Source organism: Pseudomonas sp. HN11 (genome assembly GCF_021390155.1).
Lineage (GTDB): Bacteria > Pseudomonadota > Gammaproteobacteria > Pseudomonadales > Pseudomonadaceae > Aquipseudomonas.
In genome coordinates, this window is record NZ_CP089985.1 from 1601675 (window position 1) to 1619347 (window position 17673).

Genomic DNA, 17673 nt, shown 5'->3' on the forward strand with positions numbered 1-17673 from the left:
GTGAACAAGGCCGAATCAGGCCATGGGCGGGAGGAGGGGGGCAAATGAGAAAGTCGCAGGTGCTATCTAAAAATTGCAGCCAACTGACACAACCCACAGGGGGATCTTCAGTGTCAGACAGAACTGATCACATGTTTGATCTCCTGAAACGCCGCCAACCCCCACGGTCCCAACTCGCGGCCGATGCTGCTCTGCTTGTAACCGCCCCACGCGGTCTGTGGGAAGATCACTTGCGGCGCATTGATCCACACCAGCCCGGCCTGCAAGGCATTCGCCACGCGCTCGGCGGTCTCAGTATTGGCGCTGATTACACTCGCCACCAGGCCGAAATCGCTGTCATTGGCCAGAGTGATTGCCTCGGCCTCAGAGGTAAAACGTCGTACACAAAGCACCGGGCCGAAGATCTCTTCGTTCCACAATGCGCTGTTCAGCGGCACGTCGGTGAACACGGTCGGGCGAATGAAAAAGCCCTTCTGCAAATCCGCCGGGCGCTTACCGCCGCATAGCAAACGTGCGCCATCTTCAACACCACGCTGGATATGCCCCAGCACCCGCTGATATTGCGTACGGTTGATCAGCGCACCCATTTCCACGTCATCGGCAAACGGGTCAGCGACGCGGATGCCTTCAGCCCGTGCCTGCATACGCTGCAGGAATTCATCCGCCAGGCTGTCAGCTACCAACACACGGCTGGTGGCCGAACACATCTGCCCGGCGTTGAAAAAACCACCGCCACAGGCCAGTTCCACCGCCAGGTCCAGGTCGGCATCGGCCAACACCAGCAGGGAAGATTTGCCGCCCAGCTCCAGGCTCACGCCCTTGATGGTTTCGGCCGCGCGCTGCATCACCTGTACGCCGACCGCATTACTGCCGGTGAAGGAAATCTTCGCGACGCGGCGATCCGCCGCCAGCGGCGCGCCGACGTCCAGGCCTGTGCCGCATATCAGGTTGAATACCCCGGCAGGCAAGCCGGCCTCGGCGATAATCCGTGCCAATTGCAGCTCCGCCAATGGCGTGACTTCCGATGGTTTGATCACCACGCAGCAACCGGCCGCCAGGGCCGGGGCGAGTTTCCACGCGGTGGTCACCATCGGGAAATTCCATGGCACGATCAGTCCGACTACGCCGCACGGCTCCCGGCGCAGGCGTGCGTTGAAGTCAGTGCCGGGCAGTTCCACCGGATGATCCTGACCAGCATCCATCGCTTCGGCCACGTTGGCGTAATAGTCGAAAGTGGCGATCACATCGTCCACATCCATCGCGGCTTCAAACAGCGGTTTGCCGTTGTTGCTCGACTGCAGGTGCATCAGTTGCTCGCGTTGCTCGCTCACGCCTCGGGCGATCTTGCGCAGCAGGGCAGCGCGATCACGACCGGTGCTTTTCGACCAGTCGATGAAGGCGGCGCTGGCGGCGTCGACCGCCTGGGTCACAGTACTCGCATCGCCGACGCTGACGCTGGCCAGAATCGCCTCGGTCGACGGGTTGATCACCTCCAGCACGGCATGCCCGGCACGCCATGCTCCATCGATATACACACCGTTCAATACCGCGCTCATACCGCTACCTCCTTCATCCACAGCCCCTGGTCGATTTCAATCAGCGTTGGCCCAGGACGATCAGCAGCAGCGCGGAGTGCCACGCGTAACGGCTCAACCCCTTGAACGCTTTCGGCGGCGCAACCCAGTGCCTTGGCTACGCCGATAAAGTCCGGCGTATAGATGTCTACGCCGACCGGCTCGATGGCACGGTTGACCATGTATTTCTTGATCTCCTCATAACCCTGGTTATTCCACAGCAGTACGATCACCGGCGAGCGCGCTTCCACCGCGCTAGCCAGTTCCGGCAGAGTGAATTGCAGGCCGCCGTCGCCGATCAGGCACACCACCGGCTGCCCATTGCCACGCCCCAGCCAGGCGCCGATCGCGGCGGGCAGGGCGTAGCCCAAGGTGCCGTAGCCGGTTGACGAATTGAACCAGCGGCGCGGATGGTCGAGGTTCAGAGTCAGATTGCCGGTGTACACCGGCTGGGTGGAGTCGCCCACCAGCACGGCGTTGGGCAATTCTTCCAACACGGTGTTGAGGAACAGGGTTTGCGCGTGGGTGGCCGCGTCCCAGGTCGGGGTCAGTTCCGCCCACAGGCGCGCTACACGTTCAGCGCCCCACGCGCTGTTACGCGGTGGTAATGATTTACTGCTCAGCTCGGCCAGCAAGGCCCCTGAGGCGATTTGTGCATCAGCCACCAGCGCCACTTGCGGCGAGTAGTTGCGCACGGTCTGGTCGGGGTCGATATCGATGCGCAGCAGCGCGCCGGGAATCTCGAAGCCGCCGGCGAAGGTCACGTCGTAGTCGGTTTCCGCCAGCTCCGTGCCAATGGCCAGCACCACGTCCGCTTCGGCCACCAGTGCGCGGGTGGCGACCAGGGTCTGGGTTGAGCCGATCAGCAGCGGGTGGCGGGCGGGCAGCATGCCTTTGGCGTTGATGGTCAGGGCCACCGGCGAGCCGAGCATTTCGGCCAGTCGGGTCAGTTCCGGCGCCGCGTCGATGGCACCACCACCGGCCAGGATCAAGGGTTTCTTGGCCGCAGCGAGCAATTGGCTCATCTGCTTGACCGCCGACGGCGCCGCACCGGCACGGGCCACGCTGACCGGTTCACTGCCCAGCAGTGCGTCGGCATTTTCCACCAGTACATCCAACGGAATCTCGATATGCACCGGGCGCGGCCGTCCGGCCTGGAACAACGCAAACGCGCGCGCCAACACGCCGGGCAGCTCCGCCGCCGACATCAGGGTGTGGGAGAACGCCGCCACACCGGCCATCATCGCGCCCTGGTTCGGCAACTCATGCAGCTTGCCGCGCCCGCCGCCCAATTGGCTGCGTGACTGCACGCTGGAGATCACCAGCATCGGGATCGAGTCAGCATAGGCTTGGCCCATGGCGGTGGTGATATTGGTCATGCCGGGGCCGGTGATGATGAAGCACACACCGGGTTTGCCGCTGGTGCGCGCATAACCGTCGGCCATGAAGCCGGCGCCTTGTTCGTGACGCGGGGTGACGTGGCGGATACTGGAACGGGCCAGGCCGCGATACAGCTCCACGGTGTGCACGCCGGGGATGCCAAACACCTGGTCCACGCCGTAGCCTTCCAGGAGGTTGACCAATACTACGCCGCAGGTCGCCATAAAGGTCGCTCTTATTGTTGAGATAAGGCGTTATTGGACCGGCTGGCCCATAGCGGCAACAATCGATAAAAAGTCATACTAGCCATGTCCTCACGTCATGGCTGCGCCCCTATGAAACGTCTCCCGCCGCTGCCTGCGCTGCATACCTTCTGGGTCACGGCCCAATGCTGCAACTTCACCCGCGCCGCCGAGCAGTTGCACATCACCCAAGGCGCGGTGAGCCGACAGATTGCCGGGCTGGAAAGCCATCTGGGCTACGCGCTGTTCCAACGCCAGGCGCGCGGCTTGAGCCTGACCGAAGAGGGCCGCGAATGGTCACTGCGCGCACAGCAGGTGTTTGACCTGCTCGGTGAAGCGGTGGAGCAGATTGGCTGTCGCCGCCAGACCCTGCAACTCAAGGCTTCCACTTGCGTGATGCGCTGGCTGCTACCGCGCCTGATGCAATGGCAAAAGGAACGCCCGGAGGTGCCGGTGGAACTCACCACCACCGTGGCCTACACCGTGGACTTTCGCCGTGAGCAATTCGATGCGGCGGTGATCTATGCGCCCATTGCCGAGCAACTCGCCGAGGCGCGGCATCTGTTCGATGAACAGCTCACGCCGGTCTGTGCACCGGCACTGCTCGATGGCTTGCACACTCCGGCAGATTTGCAGCAACAGATCTTGCTGCATCCCACGCGGGATGAGCGGGATTGGGCGTTGTGGCTCAAGGCGGCGAATACGCGGCTGGGCAATGTGGGCCAGGGGCATCATTTTGAAACGCTGGATTTGGCGATGACGGTGGCGTCGCAAGGTTCCGGCGTGGCGATTGGTGACAGTGCGTTGATTGGCGAGGATTTAAAGGCGGGGCGGTTGGTGATGCCGTTTGAATTAAGGGTGCCGACGGGGATGGGGTATTACTTGGTGTATCCACCGGGTACGGTCCCTTCGGCGGGGCTGGAAGCCTTGATGAACTGGTTGGTCATGAACGCCAAATCCCCCATGTAGGCGCCCGGCTTGTCGAATCGCCGGGCTCCTACAGGAAGGGAGTATGTCAGTAGCCTACGGTGAAACGCCGGCGCGAGTGCTTGGGCGATTCCACTTCGTCGATAAGGGCAATCGCGTAGTCGGCGAAGCTGATCCAACTGCGACCTTCACTGCTCACCAATAAATCATCCTGGCCCACACGGAATTTACCGGTGCGTTCGGTCTCAACAAACTCCGCCGACGGCGACAAAAAGGTCCAATCCAGGTCATTCTCCTGACGCAGCGTATCGAGAAACACAGCCCCCGCACTGGCCTCGGCTTTGTACTCTGCCGGGAAACCTTCGCTGTCGATCACCCGCCCACCGTCCGGCAGCAACAGCGAACCAGCACCGCCCACCACCAGCAGACGTTTCACCCCAGCTTTCTTCACCGGCCCGATAACGGCACTGGCGGGCAGGGTGGCGAAATGCGCGGCACTGATCACCACGTCGCTGCCGCTGATGGCGTGTTGCAGGGCGGCGGCATTCAGTGCATCGACTTGCTTGACGGTGACGCCAGGGCGCACGGCCAGCTTGTCGGTATTGCGTGCGATGGCCGTGACGCTATGCCCACGACGCAGCGCTTCTTCCAGCAGTTGGCTACCGGCACGGCCGGTGGCACCGATGATTGCAATCTTGCTCATGACGTTCTCCAGTACGTTAGGGTCATTCACCACTTCATTTCGCCCTTGGCGACCTTGGCGCTCAGTTCCAGCGAGCTTTCGTCGGCGAGGGTGGGGTAACGCTTTTTCATGGCCGCGATCAGGGCGGCGGAGTCCTTGGCCTTGGCGGTCTCGGCGTCGAAGGCTTTGATGTAGTCGGCGGTAAAGGCCACGCAGGCCAGTGTCGACGTGCCCAGGTAGTGGCCCGGCACCACGGTACGCGGTTTCAGCTGTTCGATGCGTTGCAGGGTAGTCAGCCAATCCTTGTGAGACTGCGCGCTCTGGGTATCGGCCATCCACAGATGGATGTTTTCGGAGACAACCACGCCACCGACCACGGCCTTGATCGACGGGATCCACACAAAGCTGCGATCCGGCTGCGGGCCATCCAGGCCGATCACCTCAAGCGGTTGGCCTTCCAGGTTCAGACTGTGGCCTTCGAGTACCTGCGGCACGATGGTTTTGGTGGGCTTGTCGGCGCCCATTTTCGGGCCCCAAAACTCAAGCTTGCCCGCCACGGTGGCCTTGATGTGGTCGACCACCGGTTGCGGGGCCACTACCTTGGCATCGGGGAAGGCGGCGGTTAGGGTGTCAAGGCCGAAGTAGTAGTCCGGGTCGCCATGACTGATGTAGATGGTGGTGAGGTGCTTGCCACTGGCGCGGATTTTCTGCACCAATTGCTCGGCCTGGGCCTTGCCGAATTGAGCGTCCACCAGGATCGCGTCCTTGGCGCCGCTGACCAGCACCGAGCTGACCGGGAAGATTGCCGCTTCGCCTGGGTTGTACACGTCCAGCTTCAGGTCGGCCGCTGCCGCATGAGCGGCGAAGGCCAAGGCCACGGTGGCCAGGGTCAGGCGCTTGAAGGTTGAGAACATCGGGCAGCTCCAGCATTGGTAAAGGATGCACAGAGCTTAGTTGCACAAAACCAGACTAAAAATGCGATGCTGGGACATAGTTTGTTTCTGAAATCGGGCAGATCATGGATCGTCTTCAAGCAATGCGTGTATTTGTTACCGTGGTGGACCAGGGCAGTCAGTCCGCCGCGGCCGATCACCTGGACCTGTCGCGCCCGGTGGTGTCGCGCTATTTGGCCGAGTTGGAAGACTGGGTCGGCGCGCGTTTGCTGCACCGCACCACACGCAAGCTCAGCCTGACGGCGGCGGGGAGTGAAACCCTGCCACGCTGTCGTCAGTTGCTGGAGTTGTGTTGCGATATGCAAGCCGCCGTCAGCGAGCCGCAGGACGCGCCCCGTGGCCTGTTGCGCCTGAGTGTCAGCACCTCGTTCGGCCAGGCGCAACTGGCCGATGCCATCGCCGAATACGTCAAGCACTACCCGTTGGTGACGGTCGATCTGCAAATGCTCGACCGCACGGTAAACCTGGTGGATGAGCGCATCGACCTGGCCATCCGCACCAGCAGCGACCTGGACCCCAACCTCATCGCCCGGCGCCTGACGGTGTGCCGCTCCGTGGTGTGTGCTTCGCCGGCGTACCTGCTGGCGCATCCGGCCCCACAGAGCGTCGAAGATCTGGCCGGGCACAACTGCCTCACCCACTCCTATTTCGGCAAAAGCCTGTGGCATTTCGAAGAGCGGGGCGAGCAGGTTTCGGTGCCGATCAACGGCAACATCACCTCCAACGAGGCTAGCACCTTGTTGCGCGTGACGTTGGCCGGGGCCGGGGTGTCGATGCTGCCCACTTACCAGGCGGGCGATTACATCCGTCGCGGCGAACTGGTGCGCCTGCTGCCTGAGGCCGAGCCCCGACAGATGAACATCTACGCGGTGTACGCCTCGCGCAAGCACATGCCGTCGGCACTGCGCAGCCTGTTGGATTTCCTGGTGCTGCGGTTCCCGGAGGAGCCTGCATGGGATGTCGGTCTCCAGGCCGACATAAAGGTGTTGAATGTCGCCCGATAATGGCAACTCGTGCTGGTTGACCTATGCTTTAGACAGCACCCGGTAGATCCGCAGAGGTCTGTGCCATGAGCATAAAAACCAGAAAGTATCTGATGATTTTCAGCCTGTGCGCCATCGCCAGCGCGTTGTACGGGACTGCCGCCTATCGCGTGGAGCAGACCCGTATGCAGCCAACCTTCGCGATCAGCTGCCATCAGGATCAATGCGTTCCCCATACTGGCAGCTTTAGCGCCTTGCGTTAGAAGCTGGCTGCAGGAGGTGCAAATGTGGGAGCGAGCAAAGCCCGCTCCCACAATTAATCCTGTGTTGTATTGGCCTTCAACTGCTCGCGAAACGCTTTGGGTGAGAACCCAACCCGTCGGCGAAATAGCCGAGAGAAGTTGGTCGGGTCGGAAAAACCCAATACCTCCGACATTTCATTGATCGTCATGCTGGTGTAAGTCAGCAGGCGCTTGGCTTCCAGCAACTGGCGGTCATGCATGATCTGCAGTGCAGGCTGCCCGCCCAACTCCCGACATATCCCGTTCAGGTGTGAGACCGAGATTCCCAGCTTGTGGGCCAGGTCTTCGATCTTCGGATGTTCGCGGTAATGCTGCTCGACCAATTGGGTAAAGCGCCGGAAGTATTCGCGCCCCCTCGGTGCCCGTGGATGACGACGTTGGATAGCCTGGCGACTGATCCACACCAGCAATACGCTGACCAATGCGTGCATCATCAGGTCCCGTGCCGGTTGTTCATCGGCGTATTCATCCTGCAAGCGCGCGAACTGGCTATTGAGGTAATCACTGTCTTTGCCCGCCGGGTAACTGCCGAGTGTCTGCAAACCGTCCACGGTTGTGCCCAGCTGGGTTTGCAGATGGCTGACCAACGGCGCCGAAAGCGTCACCACGTAGCCTTCGACGTCCTCGGGAAAACGGAAGCCGTGCACGCACAAGGGCGGCAGTACCTGTAGGGTCGCTTCGTTCAGGGTGGTGCGCTGGCCTTCGATCTCCAACTGTGCCTGGCCTTTGTGCACGTACAACAACTGGCACAGATCCGCGTGCCGGTGGGGTTGGATTTCCCACTGGTATTCCCGACTGCGCCGGGAAATGGTTTCACAGTGCAACAAATCGGGGGTGGGCCATTGCTGGTGTTCCCCGTAAAGCTTGAAGACCGGAATTGCGGTTTTGGTCATGGTTTCAACCCGATACTCAGGAGAGTGGTGCGGTAATCGCCCCGATTGGCAAAAAGCGCAGGCTTTGGCTCAGTTTTCACCTTCTAAGGCCGTTCACTCAAGTGAAAAATGTCAGCAACAAGACCAATGACAACTCTTTCACTCAATCTGTTCGAGTGGAACTTGCGGGCCATAAAAATAATGAAAACGCTGAAAACCCAAGTCGCCATTATCGGCGCCGGTCCCTCCGGACTGCTGCTCGGCCAATTGCTGCACAATGCAGGTATCGAGACCCTTATCCTAGAGCGCCAGAGCGCTGATTATGTGCAGGGGCGCATCCGTGCCGGGGTGCTGGAACAAGGCATGGTCGACCTGCTCAGGCACGCCGGCGTCAATCAGCGCATGGACAGCGAAGGGCGGGTGCACGATGGGTTTGAGTTGGCGTTGAATGGTCAACTTACCCACATCGACCTCAAAGGCCTGACCGGCGGTCAATCGGTGATGATCTACGGCCAGACCGAAGTCACCCGCGACCTGATGGCGGCTCGTGCCGCCGCAGGTGCAGCTACCTTGTATGAAGCCCGGCACGTGCAGCCGCATGGGCTTAAAAGTGATCGACCCTGGCTGACCTTCGAACATCAAGGCGAGACCTTCCGCCTGGAGTGCGACTACATTGCTGGTTGCGACGGTTACCACGGCATTGCGCGCCAATCGATCCCCGCCGACTCGCTCAAGGTCTTCGAGCGTATCTACCCCTTCGGCTGGCTGGGTATCCTCGTCGACACGCCGCCGGTGCACGCTGAACTGGTATACGCCAAGCATCCACGTGGCTTCGCGTTGTGCAGCATGCGTTCGCCGACACGCAGCCGCTATTACCTGCAAGTGCCGGTGGAGGAGCCGATTGATGAATGGCCCGACGCGCGCTTTTGGGAGGAACTGAAAACCCGCCTGCCCAGTCACCTTGCCGAACATCTGGTGACTGGGCCATCGATCGAAAAAAGCATCGCGCCGCTGCGCAGTTTCGTGGTGGAACCGATGCAGTACGGGCGCCTGTTCCTGCTGGGGGACGCCGCGCACATCGTGCCACCCACCGGCGCCAAGGGCTTGAACCTGGCGGCGAGTGATGTGAGCACCCTGTATCGGATTCTGCTCAAGGTCTACGGCGAAGGGAGGGTGGATCTGCTGGAGCGTTATTCCGCCATCTGCCTGCGGCGGGTGTGGAAGGCCGAGCGGTTTTCCTGGTGGATGACCTCGATGTTGCATCAGTTTCCCGAGGCGGACGGTTTCAGCCAGCGCATCGCCGAGAGTGAGCTTGAGTATTTCATCCACTCCGAGGCGGGGCGCAAGACCATCGCAGAAAATTACGTCGGACTTCCTTACGAGGCTATCGAATAGCCTGCTATCGTATCGAGCATTCCCGTGGGCCGCCTTTTCCCACGGGCCCTGCTCGAAGGTCTTGCCGTGACGCACCTCAATCAGCCCGCTCCGCCACTGCCTGCTGTGCGCAGTATTCTCGCCTCACTGATGATGGCGATCTTCCTGGGTGCCCTGGACCAGACCATTGTCGCTGTGTCCATGCCGGCCATCTCGGCGCAGTTCCACGACGTCAACCTGCTGGCCTGGGTCATTTCCGGCTATATGGTCGCGATGACCGTGGCGGTGCCGATCTATGGCAAGCTCGGTGACCTGTATGGGCGGCGGCCGATGATGCTGATCGGCATGGGCCTGTTCACCCTGGCCTCGCTGTTCTGCGGCATGGCGCAAAGCATGGAGCAACTGGTGCTGGCGCGGATCCTACAGGGCATCGGCGCCGGCGGCATGATCTCGGTGAGCCAGGCGATCATCGGCGACATCATTGCGCCCCGCGAGCGCGGCCGTTACCAGGGCTATTTCAGCAGCATGTACGCGGTGGCCAGCGTGGCCGGGCCGGTGCTCGGCGGCTACATGACCGAGTACCTGTCGTGGCGTTGGGTGTTCCTGATCAACCTGCCCTTGGGCGCCGGGGCCTGGTACGTGGCCCACCGCACGCTGGTGGGGCTGCCGGTGCCGCAGCGCAAGCCGATCATCGATTACCTCGGCACTGTTCTGATGATCATCGGCTTGACTGCCTTGTTGTTGGGTATCACCGAAATCGGTCAGGGCCATCATTGGCGTGACGATCAGGTCCTGGGCCTGCTGGTGTGTGCGCTGGTGGCGTTGACGGTGTTTGTCTGGCACGAGCGCCGGGCGCGGGAGCCGTTGTTGCCGATGCATTTGTTCGCCAACCGCAGCGCGGTGTTGTGCTGGTGCACGATCTTTTTCACCAGCTTCCAGGCGATCTCCCTGACGGTGCTGATGCCGCTGCGTTATCAGACGGTGACCGGTTCCGGCGCTGACAGCGCGGCCCTGCACTTGCTGCCATTGGCCATGGGGTTGCCGATGGGCGCCTATTTTGCCGGGCGCATGACCTCGGTGACCGGGCGCTATAAACCGATGATTCTCAGCGGCGCGCTATTGAGCCCCTTTGCCATTCTCGGCATGGCCCTGAGCGCGCCCCAGGCCGTGGGCCTGACGGCACTGTTCATGTTGTTGTGCGGGATCGCGGCCGGCATGCAATTCCCGACTTCCCTGGTGGGTACGCAGAACTCGGTGGAACAGCGCGATATCGGTGTCGCCACCAGCACCACCAACCTGTTCCGCTCTCTCGGCGGAGCAGTAGGGGTCGCGTGCATGTCGGCGCTGCTGCTGGCGCTGCTGCAGGACTCCAGCTTCGCCCACCTGGCCAGCGGCGCACTGGTGGCCGAAGGCGGTTCCGGCAACGTGCTGCTCGACGGCCTCAACGCGGCCCCCGGCCCGGCACAGGATGCCCTGCGCGGGGAACTGGCGGTGACGTTCAGGCATTTGCTGATGGTCAGTGCGACGGTGTCGCTGCTGGGGTTGGCGGCAGCGATTGCGATGCCCAATCGGGTACTGCGCGGTCGAGAAGACAAGGCAAAATAACTGACACGCTCCCACAGTTTGATCACTTTTCAACTTCAGGGGCTGTAGTACCCGACCGCCACCATGAAGTGCCCCGCCTTACGCACATACGCATGCTTGTCCTCGACCTTGTCGGTCACCGGGTTTTTCCAGCGGTATTTGTATTCGCCCTGGTCCTGCTCGGCCATCAGCTTGAGGATCGGTTCGCCCACTGGCTTGCCGTCCGGGTCCTTGATCTTGCTGAAGTCGGTATTGACCAGTCGCAAGTTGGTGCCATGCGCTACATAGCGCTGGGTATCGAGGTCCACCACGAACACATAGAGGTCATCCTGCAGGAAACCGCCCTGCAATGAATTGATGGCCTTGAGCGTGCCGGTTTCATCCTTGAGCAGTGCGTTCACTGCCTTGTTGCGCAGGGCTCGGGCCTGTTCCGGCGTGGCTCGGGGTAAGTAATAACCCACCGCGAGGATGCGTTCGCCCACGCGCTGATAAAACACATGCTTGTGTTCGACCTTGCCGTCGTTCCAGTTCTGCCAGCGATAGTCGGCCTGCTGGATGCCCTGGCCTTCCGGCACCTTGAGCGCATCCTTGAAGGACTGGCGCAAATCCGGCCCGAGCACTTCGGACACATCACGGCCGATCAAGGCGGAGGAGGGGCCACCGCTGGCCAGCAACACGCCCTTGGTGTCGACCACGAACACATAGCGGTCCTGGTCGACGAATTCGCCCTGCCGGCTGAAGGCGGCAAAGGCTTTATCGCCGTTGCTTTGGTAGTAAGCCAAGGCCTTTTCCAGCAATGCCTTGGCCGCCTGCGCATCCTCGTCCTGAGTCGTCGCGGCGTGCACCTGGCTGAAACACAGCAGCAGGCAGGTGAGTCGGAGCAGTCCCTTCATTTACCCGTCCCTCATTATTGTTGGTGTGACAAGAGCGTAGACGCCTGTGACTCAAGGCGCCGCCAACCACTGGTTGACGATGCCGTCATACACTCCGGTGGCCACGCTCAGGTGCAACCACTGGTCGACATAGCTCTTCCACGCCACATCATCGCGCGGCAGCAAAAAGGCCTTTTCGCTGTACTGCATCTGCCGCTCGGGGTTCACCGCGCACAGCCCCGGCTTGAGTTTTTGCTGGTAACGCGCCTCGCTGGCGTCGGTGATCATTACATCGGCCTTGCCCGCCAGCAGTTCGTCAAAGATGGTCACGTTGTCGTGCAGACGGATTTGCGCCTGGCCCAAGTGGGCCCGGGCGAAGATTTCGTTGGTGCCACCGGCGGGTTCGATGACGCGCACCTGGGGTTGGTTAATCTGTTGAACGGTCTGATAGCGCTGCACGTCAGCGCAGCGCACCAACGGGATCTTGCCATCGACGCCCAGCGATTGGCTGAAGAAGGCTTTTTTCTGACGCTCCAGCGATACCGAAATCCCACCCACAGCAATGTCACAACGCTGAGCCATGAAGTCCGGCATCAGGGTTTTCCAGGTGGTGGGCACCCATTGGATGTTTGCGTTGAGGCTCTTGGCCAGGGACTCGGCCATCGCGATGTCAATGCCTTCATAGCGGCCATCGGCGCGCAGCGAGGTGTAGGGCTTGTAGTCGCCGGTGGTGCAGACCGTCAGTGTGCCGCGCTGCAACACGTGGTCAAGGCGCGAGGGCGCGGTGTCGGCCAGGGCGCTGGTTGCCAAACTTGCCAGTACACAAAGGGCGAAAGGAGCTTTCATGCGGTCGAGTCCTTGGGGCATGGGCGGGGGCTCATTATTTCCAGCGTTGGGCACGGTGGCAAGGCGTGGCAAATGTTTAGCCTGGTCGCAACCATACTCCGTCAATCCTGAATTTATCGACCTATGCAGGCGTGTGACGCTGGCGACCATCTTTAGCACTGTGACCCTCGCATGGACGGCTCCTCCGACACCCATCCCGCGACACTGCCGTCCGATCTCGCCTTCTGGGCCTTGTTCCACTGCCGTCACGCACGCCCACCAGATACGTCATTCCTACGTTGATCCATCCCCAGGATGGCGCGCACCTGCGTGCCTGCCCGATACACACGTATGAGAATGCCCATGAGTGTTTTTGCCTGCCCGCACGAAGCCCAATCCTTCCTTGAACAACACCCGGACATCGAGATGTTCGAGTTGTTTATCCTCGACAACAATGGCGTGCCGCGCGGCAAGTTGCTGCACCGCGACGAACTGCTGGCGGTGTATGAAAGTGGACGGCCACTGCCCAGTACCATTCTTGGCCTGACCCTCAACGGCGACGACGTGGAAAACTCCGGACTGGTGTGGGAGGTGGGTGATATCGACTGCCGCGCCTATCCGATCAGTGGCAGCTTGCAGCGTATGCCATGGCGTTTGATCCCAACGGCGGTGGTGCAAGTCAGCATGCACCCCACCGAAGGCCTGCCCGCCACCGTGGCCGACCCCCGGCATTTGCTCGCCAAGGTCATCGACGGCCTCAAGGCCGACGGTTATTACCCGGTGATGGCGGCGGAGTTGGAGTTTTACCTGCTCGACCAGAAACCCGACAGCAACGGCCGCCCGCAACCGGCGCGGGATGTAGATGGCGGGCGCCCGCGTTCGACGCAGGTCTACGGCCTGCGTGAGCTGGAGCAGATCGAACCTTTCCTCGCCGACCTCTACAGCGCCTGCAAACTGCAGGGCATTCCTGCGCGCACGGCGATTTCCGAATACGCGCCGGGCCAGGTGGAAATCACCCTGGAGCACCGCAACGACGCTCTGCAAGCGATGGATGAAGCGGTGCGCTACAAGCGCCTGGTCAAGGGCGTGGCGCATAAACACGGCATGACCGCGTGCTTCATGGCCAAGCCGTTCGACGACCTGGCCGGCACCGGCATGCACATGCACGTGAGCCTGGCGGACGCCGAGGGCAATAACCTGTTCGCCAGCGAAGCCACCGATGGCACACCGTTACTGCGCCAGGCGGTGGGCGGCATGCTCAGCACCTTGCTCGACTCGCTGCTGATGTTCTGCCCCAATGCCAACTCCTACCGCCGCTTCCAGACCAACAGCTACGCCCCGCTGGCCGCCACCTGGGGCGTGGACAACCGTACCGTCAGCCTGCGTGTGCCTGGCGGGCCGGCCCATTCGCGGCATATCGAACACCGTATCTGCGGCGCCGATGCCAACCCGTACCTGGCCGCCGCCGCGATCCTGGCCGGTATTCATCGCGGCATCCGTGAGCAACGTGACCCCGGTGCCCCAGTGGAAGGTAATGGTTATGCCCAGGCCAAGGAACTGCTACCCACCGATTGGCTCACCACCCTGCGCGCGCTGGAAGGTTCGAGCTGGGCGCGGGAAGCATTCGGCAATGAATTCCTCGGTGTGTACCTGGCGGTGAAACGCGCCGAATACCGCCAGTTCATGGGCGAAGTAGGCGAGCAGGATTGGCGCTGGTATTTGCATCAAGCGTGATTGAGTTTACGCGGGTAAGCGCTTCGACCTTTTTTTGACATCGCAGTGGTTAAGCTGCAAATCAAGGTCGTTTACTCCCGCTCCACCCACATGAGCCCGCGATGTCGCCACAACCACCATCCTCCATCGAGATCGAATACGCCCAGCGCTGTGACCGCGAGCACGCCAGGGTTTGCGGCGATACACGTCCGCCAGGGCTGCGGCAGCGACTGGCGTCGTGGCGCGACGAATGGCTGGTGCGCCAGGCGCTGAAAGTCGCCGGCGAACCTGGGTTGGTGCTGGACCTGGCCTGTGGCTCGGGGCGCTTCTGGCCGGTGCTGGCCGAACACGTCAACCGGGTCATCCTGGCGTCGGATAATTCCCAGGACATGCTTGACCACGCTCGCATCCATCATCCGGCGTCCCTGCTTAAGCGGGTCAAGACGTTTCAAGGCTCGGCTTTTTCCATCGGCCTGTCGGCCAACGCGGTGGACTGCATTTTCTGCCTGGAATTGTTTCGCCATGTACCCAGCAGCGAAGGGCGACGGGCATTGCTTCGTGAGTTTCACCGGGTTAGCCGCGACACGGTGATTGTTTCCGTCAATTCTCGTACCGCCGTAGAGGACGAGTTTCGCGAAGCTGGCTTCAAAGTCTTGAATCATCAGGAGTTCATGCCAGGCTCGAGCCTGTGGCGGGTCTACGTGCTGCGTAAGAGAGGATAAGTCCCGGCTGTCGGACTATTCTTCATATTCTGTCTGAGTTTTCATGGTTGCCTGTGCACTGCGGATGCTCGCAAGTCCCTTTCGCGATATATACTGCGCGCCATTCTTCAAGGGAGAGCCGTGTGGCCATCGATATTCACTGGATCTGCGACAACGATAGCCTCGGCCAGCATTGCGCCGAATGGCAGCAGTTGCCATTCGTCGCCCTCGACACCGAATTCATGCGGGTCGACACCTTTTATCCCATTGCCGGGCTGATCCAGATCGGTGATGGCGTGCGCGCTTACCTGATCGATCCCCTGACCATCGACAACTGGCAACCCTTGGCCGACTTGCTGGAAAACCCGGCGGTGATCAAGGTGGTGCACGCCTGCAGCGAAGACCTGGAAGTGCTGCTGCGCCTGACTGGCAGCCTGCCGGTGCCGTTATTCGACACTCAATTGGCCGCCGCTTATCTGAATCTCGGTTTTTCCATGGGCTATTCGCGCCTGGTGCAAGCCGTACTGGATATCGAACTGCCCAAGGGCGAAACCCGCTCGGACTGGCTGCAGCGGCCCTTGTCCGAGACGCAGATCAGCTACGCAGCCGAAGATGCGGTGCACCTGGCCGAGGTCTACACGCGCCTGCGCCCGCGGCTGTCGGACGACAAATACACCTGGGTGCTGGAAGACGGCGCGGAGTTGGTTGCCAACCTGCGACGCGAAGTCGACCCCTACGAGGTGTACCGCGACGCCAAGCTGGCGTGGAAACTGTCACGCGCCCAACTCGCCGTGCTGCGTGAGCTGTGCGCCTGGCGCGAGCAGCAGGCCCGCGCCCGTGATCTGCCGCGCAACCGCATCATTCGTGAACACTCGCTGTGGCCCCTGGCCAAATCCCAGCCGGACAACCTCGTCGCGCTGGGCAAGATCGAAGACATGCACCCGCGCACCGTGCGTCAGGACGGCCAGTTCCTGCTGGACCTGATCAAACGTGCCGGCAGCGTACCGATGGACCAATGGCCGCCCGCCGTTGCCGAACCTTTGCCGGTGGATGCCGCCGCACTGATCAAGCAATTGCGCGCCGTTGGCCAGGCTGAAGCCGAACGCCTGGAGATGGCCCCTGAACTGATGCTGCGCAAGAAAACCCTCGAAGCCTTGGTCAAAAGCGGCTACCCCGATGGGCCTTATAAATTGCCAGACTCGCTGCGTGGCTGGCGCCGCGAGTTGATGGGCCAAGCGCTGCTCGACAGCCTTGCCTGCGCCGGAGAACAGCCTTGAAACGTATCTGCTCCATCTACCGCAGCACCAAACGTGCCGGCATGTACCTTTACGTACTGAAAAGCGATGCCCTTGAGCGTGTGCCCGAGGGTCTGCTCACGGTGTTCGGCCAGCCGGTACTCGCATTCAACCTGGTGCTGACGCCTGAGCGTAAGCTGCAACAGGAAGACATCGTGCAGGTGCTGGAAAACCTCGACAAACAGGGTTACCACCTGCAAATGCCGCCGCCCGAGGACGAGTACATCGAACACTTGCCCGAAGAGCTGCTGCGCCGCAACGACCCGATGTGATCGACCGGTGCTCCGTCCGGGGCACTTGCTTCAATGGAATCGTATAAGTGGGCGGTGGCCGTAAGGATGCGGGCGGCCGTCCGTACTGTTTTTGAAAGGTTTTAAGCATGCGTGTTCTGATTGCTGAACAGGATCACCCGCTCTACGCCCAACTGCTGGGCGAGGCGGCACCGGAACTGGAGGTGCTGACCAGCGGCGACTCGGCCGAGCTGTCGCGCCTGGCCGCCGATTGTCCGATCTGGCTGGGCCAGCCGGATCTGCTGGCGACGTTGCTGCGTCAAGGGCATCACCCGCAATGGCTGCAATCGACCTGGGCCGGTATCACGCCGCTGCTGGCCGAAGGCCTGCCCCGCGACTATCGCCTGACCCGTGCGGTCGGCATTTATGGCCAGGTCATGGCCGAATTTGTGCTCACTTACATGCTCGGCCACGAGCGCGAGGTGCTGGCGCGCCTGGTCAGCCAGGTCGAGCGCAAGTGGGACAACCGCATGGGCCAGAGCCTGGCGGGGCGCAAGGTGTTGATCGTGGGCACCGGCGATATCGGTCAGAGCGTTGCCGAGTTCCTGGTGCCGTTCGGCGTCAAGCTGTATGGCATCGCCAGTTCCGCTCGGGAACAGGCGCCGTTTATCGAAGTGGCCGGGCTCGAAGAATTGGGTCGCCTGGTGGGCGATGTGGATTACGTGATCAACCTGCTGCCCAACACGCCGAGCACTCATGACCTGTACGATGCGGCCTTGTTCAAGCAATTCAAGCCGACCGGTTTGTTTATCAACGTAGGGCGCGGTGTGGCGGTGGTGGATGCCGACCTGGTCGAAGCGTTGAAAGAAGGGCATCTGGCCGGTGCGGTAATTGATGTGTGCCGTCAGGAACCGTTGCCGCAGCGTCACCCGTTCTGGACCGCCTGGGGACTTCTGCTGACCGGCCACAGTTCGGCGCCGACTTCACCTGAATTGATGGTGGCGTTGTTTGTTGAAAACCTGCAGGCGTATGAGGCAAAAACAGCACTCAGGGGCGAAGTCAGCTTCGAACGCGGATACTGAATCTACCCCCGTCCTGGACACGAAACCTGACAACCGCTCTGGAACGTCCCCACTGGGTTTTTACACCCAGTAAATGCCGCGA

General features: G+C 61.4%; 17 protein-coding genes. 10 read left to right on the forward strand and 7 right to left on the reverse strand.

Annotated elements, in window-relative coordinates; translation table 11 throughout:
* Nucleotides 1–113: 113 nt before the first annotated feature.
* Both LVW35_RS07320 and LVW35_RS07325 read right to left on the reverse strand, forming a co-directional pair.
* On the reverse strand, nucleotides 114–1556 hold the full coding sequence (locus LVW35_RS07320) for an aldehyde dehydrogenase family protein (protein ID WP_233894503.1): 1443 nt from the start codon (nucleotides 1554–1556) through the stop codon (nucleotides 114–116).
* Nucleotides 1553–3178, reverse strand: a complete 1626-nt coding sequence (locus LVW35_RS07325; RefSeq protein ID WP_233894504.1) for a 5-guanidino-2-oxopentanoate decarboxylase — start codon at nucleotides 3176–3178, stop codon at nucleotides 1553–1555. The genes LVW35_RS07320 and LVW35_RS07325 overlap by 4 nt, the downstream gene beginning before the upstream one ends.
* 111 nt (nucleotides 3179–3289) lie before the next feature.
* Here LVW35_RS07325 and LVW35_RS07330 point away from each other — a divergent pair, with 111 nt between their 5' ends.
* Nucleotides 3290–4165: a LysR substrate-binding domain-containing protein gene (locus tag LVW35_RS07330; RefSeq protein ID WP_233894505.1), complete on the forward strand. Its 876-nt coding sequence runs from the start codon at nucleotides 3290–3292 to the stop codon at nucleotides 4163–4165.
* A gap of 46 nt (nucleotides 4166–4211) precedes the next feature.
* Here the strand turns inward: LVW35_RS07330 and LVW35_RS07335 are convergent, their stop codons facing one another.
* Together LVW35_RS07335 and LVW35_RS07340 are read right to left on the reverse strand one after the other, a co-directional pair.
* On the reverse strand, nucleotides 4212–4826 hold the full coding sequence (locus tag LVW35_RS07335; protein ID WP_233894506.1) for an NAD(P)-dependent oxidoreductase: 615 nt from the start codon (nucleotides 4824–4826) through the stop codon (nucleotides 4212–4214).
* 26 nt (nucleotides 4827–4852) lie between these two features.
* On the reverse strand, nucleotides 4853–5719 hold the full coding sequence (locus tag LVW35_RS07340) for an MBL fold metallo-hydrolase (protein WP_233894508.1): 867 nt from the start codon (nucleotides 5717–5719) through the stop codon (nucleotides 4853–4855).
* A 104-nt stretch (nucleotides 5720–5823) separates the two neighbouring features.
* Between LVW35_RS07340 and LVW35_RS07345 the strand changes: the two genes are divergently transcribed.
* Together LVW35_RS07345 and LVW35_RS07350 are read left to right on the forward strand one after the other, a co-directional pair.
* Complete coding sequence (locus LVW35_RS07345) at nucleotides 5824–6762, forward strand: LysR family transcriptional regulator (RefSeq protein WP_233894510.1); 939 nt, start codon at nucleotides 5824–5826, stop codon at nucleotides 6760–6762.
* Nucleotides 6763–6827: 65 nt separating this feature from the next.
* Nucleotides 6828–7004: a hypothetical protein gene (locus LVW35_RS07350; RefSeq protein ID WP_012722801.1), complete on the forward strand. Its 177-nt coding sequence runs from the start codon at nucleotides 6828–6830 to the stop codon at nucleotides 7002–7004.
* Between the two features lie 53 nt (nucleotides 7005–7057).
* On the opposite strand, the gene LVW35_RS07355 is transcribed toward LVW35_RS07350, so the two are convergent.
* On the reverse strand, nucleotides 7058–7936 hold the full coding sequence (locus LVW35_RS07355; RefSeq protein ID WP_233894512.1) for a helix-turn-helix domain-containing protein: 879 nt from the start codon (nucleotides 7934–7936) through the stop codon (nucleotides 7058–7060).
* 180 nt (nucleotides 7937–8116) lie between these two features.
* Between LVW35_RS07355 and pobA the strand changes: the two genes are divergently transcribed.
* Complete coding sequence (gene pobA / locus LVW35_RS07360) at nucleotides 8117–9310, forward strand: 4-hydroxybenzoate 3-monooxygenase (protein ID WP_233894513.1); 1194 nt, start codon at nucleotides 8117–8119, stop codon at nucleotides 9308–9310.
* 66 nt (nucleotides 9311–9376) lie between these two features.
* Nucleotides 9377–10894 carry an MDR family MFS transporter gene (locus tag LVW35_RS07365; RefSeq protein WP_233896424.1) on the forward strand — a complete coding sequence of 506 codons (1518 nt, stop codon included), beginning with the start codon at nucleotides 9377–9379 and terminating at the stop codon, nucleotides 10892–10894.
* Nucleotides 10895–10929: 35 nt separating this feature from the next.
* Here the strand turns inward: LVW35_RS07365 and LVW35_RS07370 are convergent, their stop codons facing one another.
* Together LVW35_RS07370 and LVW35_RS07375 are read right to left on the reverse strand one after the other, a co-directional pair.
* Nucleotides 10930–11766, reverse strand: a complete 837-nt coding sequence (locus LVW35_RS07370; protein ID WP_233894515.1) for a cache domain-containing protein — start codon at nucleotides 11764–11766, stop codon at nucleotides 10930–10932.
* 51 nt (nucleotides 11767–11817) lie between these two features.
* A complete protein-coding gene (locus LVW35_RS07375; protein ID WP_233894517.1) occupies nucleotides 11818–12591 on the reverse strand; it encodes a transporter substrate-binding domain-containing protein in 774 nt (257 codons plus the stop codon).
* Between the two features lie 342 nt (nucleotides 12592–12933).
* On the opposite strand from LVW35_RS07375, the gene LVW35_RS07380 reads away from it, so the two are divergent.
* From LVW35_RS07380 to LVW35_RS07400, 5 genes are all read left to right on the forward strand, one after another.
* Nucleotides 12934–14304 carry a glutamine synthetase family protein gene (locus LVW35_RS07380; protein ID WP_233894518.1) on the forward strand — a complete coding sequence of 457 codons (1371 nt, stop codon included), beginning with the start codon at nucleotides 12934–12936 and terminating at the stop codon, nucleotides 14302–14304.
* A gap of 101 nt (nucleotides 14305–14405) precedes the next feature.
* A complete protein-coding gene (locus tag LVW35_RS07385; RefSeq protein ID WP_233894520.1) occupies nucleotides 14406–15005 on the forward strand; it encodes a class I SAM-dependent methyltransferase in 600 nt (199 codons plus the stop codon).
* Nucleotides 15006–15127: 122 nt separating this feature from the next.
* Nucleotides 15128–16261, forward strand: a complete 1134-nt coding sequence (gene rnd / locus LVW35_RS07390) for a ribonuclease D (RefSeq protein ID WP_233894522.1) — start codon at nucleotides 15128–15130, stop codon at nucleotides 16259–16261.
* Nucleotides 16258–16551 carry a YcgL domain-containing protein gene (locus LVW35_RS07395; protein ID WP_233894523.1) on the forward strand — a complete coding sequence of 98 codons (294 nt, stop codon included), beginning with the start codon at nucleotides 16258–16260 and terminating at the stop codon, nucleotides 16549–16551. The genes rnd and LVW35_RS07395 overlap by 4 nt, the downstream gene beginning before the upstream one ends.
* 107 nt (nucleotides 16552–16658) lie before the next feature.
* A complete protein-coding gene (locus tag LVW35_RS07400) occupies nucleotides 16659–17591 on the forward strand; it encodes a D-2-hydroxyacid dehydrogenase (protein WP_233894525.1) in 933 nt (310 codons plus the stop codon).
* Nucleotides 17592–17673: the final 82 nt, after the last annotated feature.

What these genes read in the sequence shown, in the direction of transcription:
- LVW35_RS07320 (WP_233894503.1), bottom strand. Translation starts at nt 1,556, where the DNA reads ATGAGCGCGGTATTGAACGGTGTGTATATCGATGGAGCATGGCGTGCC.
- LVW35_RS07350 (WP_012722801.1), top strand. Translation starts at nt 6,828, where the DNA reads ATGAGCATAAAAACCAGAAAGTATCTGATGATTTTCAGCCTGTGCGCC.
- LVW35_RS07370 (WP_233894515.1), bottom strand. Translation starts at nt 11,766, where the DNA reads ATGAAGGGACTGCTCCGACTCACCTGCCTGCTGCTGTGTTTCAGCCAG.
- LVW35_RS07330 (WP_233894505.1), top strand. Translation starts at nt 3,290, where the DNA reads ATGAAACGTCTCCCGCCGCTGCCTGCGCTGCATACCTTCTGGGTCACG.
- LVW35_RS07380 (WP_233894518.1), top strand. Translation starts at nt 12,934, where the DNA reads ATGAGTGTTTTTGCCTGCCCGCACGAAGCCCAATCCTTCCTTGAACAA.
- pobA (WP_233894513.1), top strand. Translation starts at nt 8,117, where the DNA reads ATGAAAACGCTGAAAACCCAAGTCGCCATTATCGGCGCCGGTCCCTCC.
- LVW35_RS07385 (WP_233894520.1), top strand. Translation starts at nt 14,406, where the DNA reads ATGTCGCCACAACCACCATCCTCCATCGAGATCGAATACGCCCAGCGC.
- LVW35_RS07355 (WP_233894512.1), bottom strand. Translation starts at nt 7,936, where the DNA reads ATGACCAAAACCGCAATTCCGGTCTTCAAGCTTTACGGGGAACACCAG.
- LVW35_RS07375 (WP_233894517.1), bottom strand. Translation starts at nt 12,591, where the DNA reads ATGAAAGCTCCTTTCGCCCTTTGTGTACTGGCAAGTTTGGCAACCAGC.
- LVW35_RS07325 (WP_233894504.1), bottom strand. Translation starts at nt 3,178, where the DNA reads ATGGCGACCTGCGGCGTAGTATTGGTCAACCTCCTGGAAGGCTACGGC.
- LVW35_RS07400 (WP_233894525.1), top strand. Translation starts at nt 16,659, where the DNA reads ATGCGTGTTCTGATTGCTGAACAGGATCACCCGCTCTACGCCCAACTG.
- LVW35_RS07335 (WP_233894506.1), bottom strand. Translation starts at nt 4,826, where the DNA reads ATGAGCAAGATTGCAATCATCGGTGCCACCGGCCGTGCCGGTAGCCAA.
- LVW35_RS07345 (WP_233894510.1), top strand. Translation starts at nt 5,824, where the DNA reads ATGGATCGTCTTCAAGCAATGCGTGTATTTGTTACCGTGGTGGACCAG.
- LVW35_RS07340 (WP_233894508.1), bottom strand. Translation starts at nt 5,719, where the DNA reads ATGTTCTCAACCTTCAAGCGCCTGACCCTGGCCACCGTGGCCTTGGCC.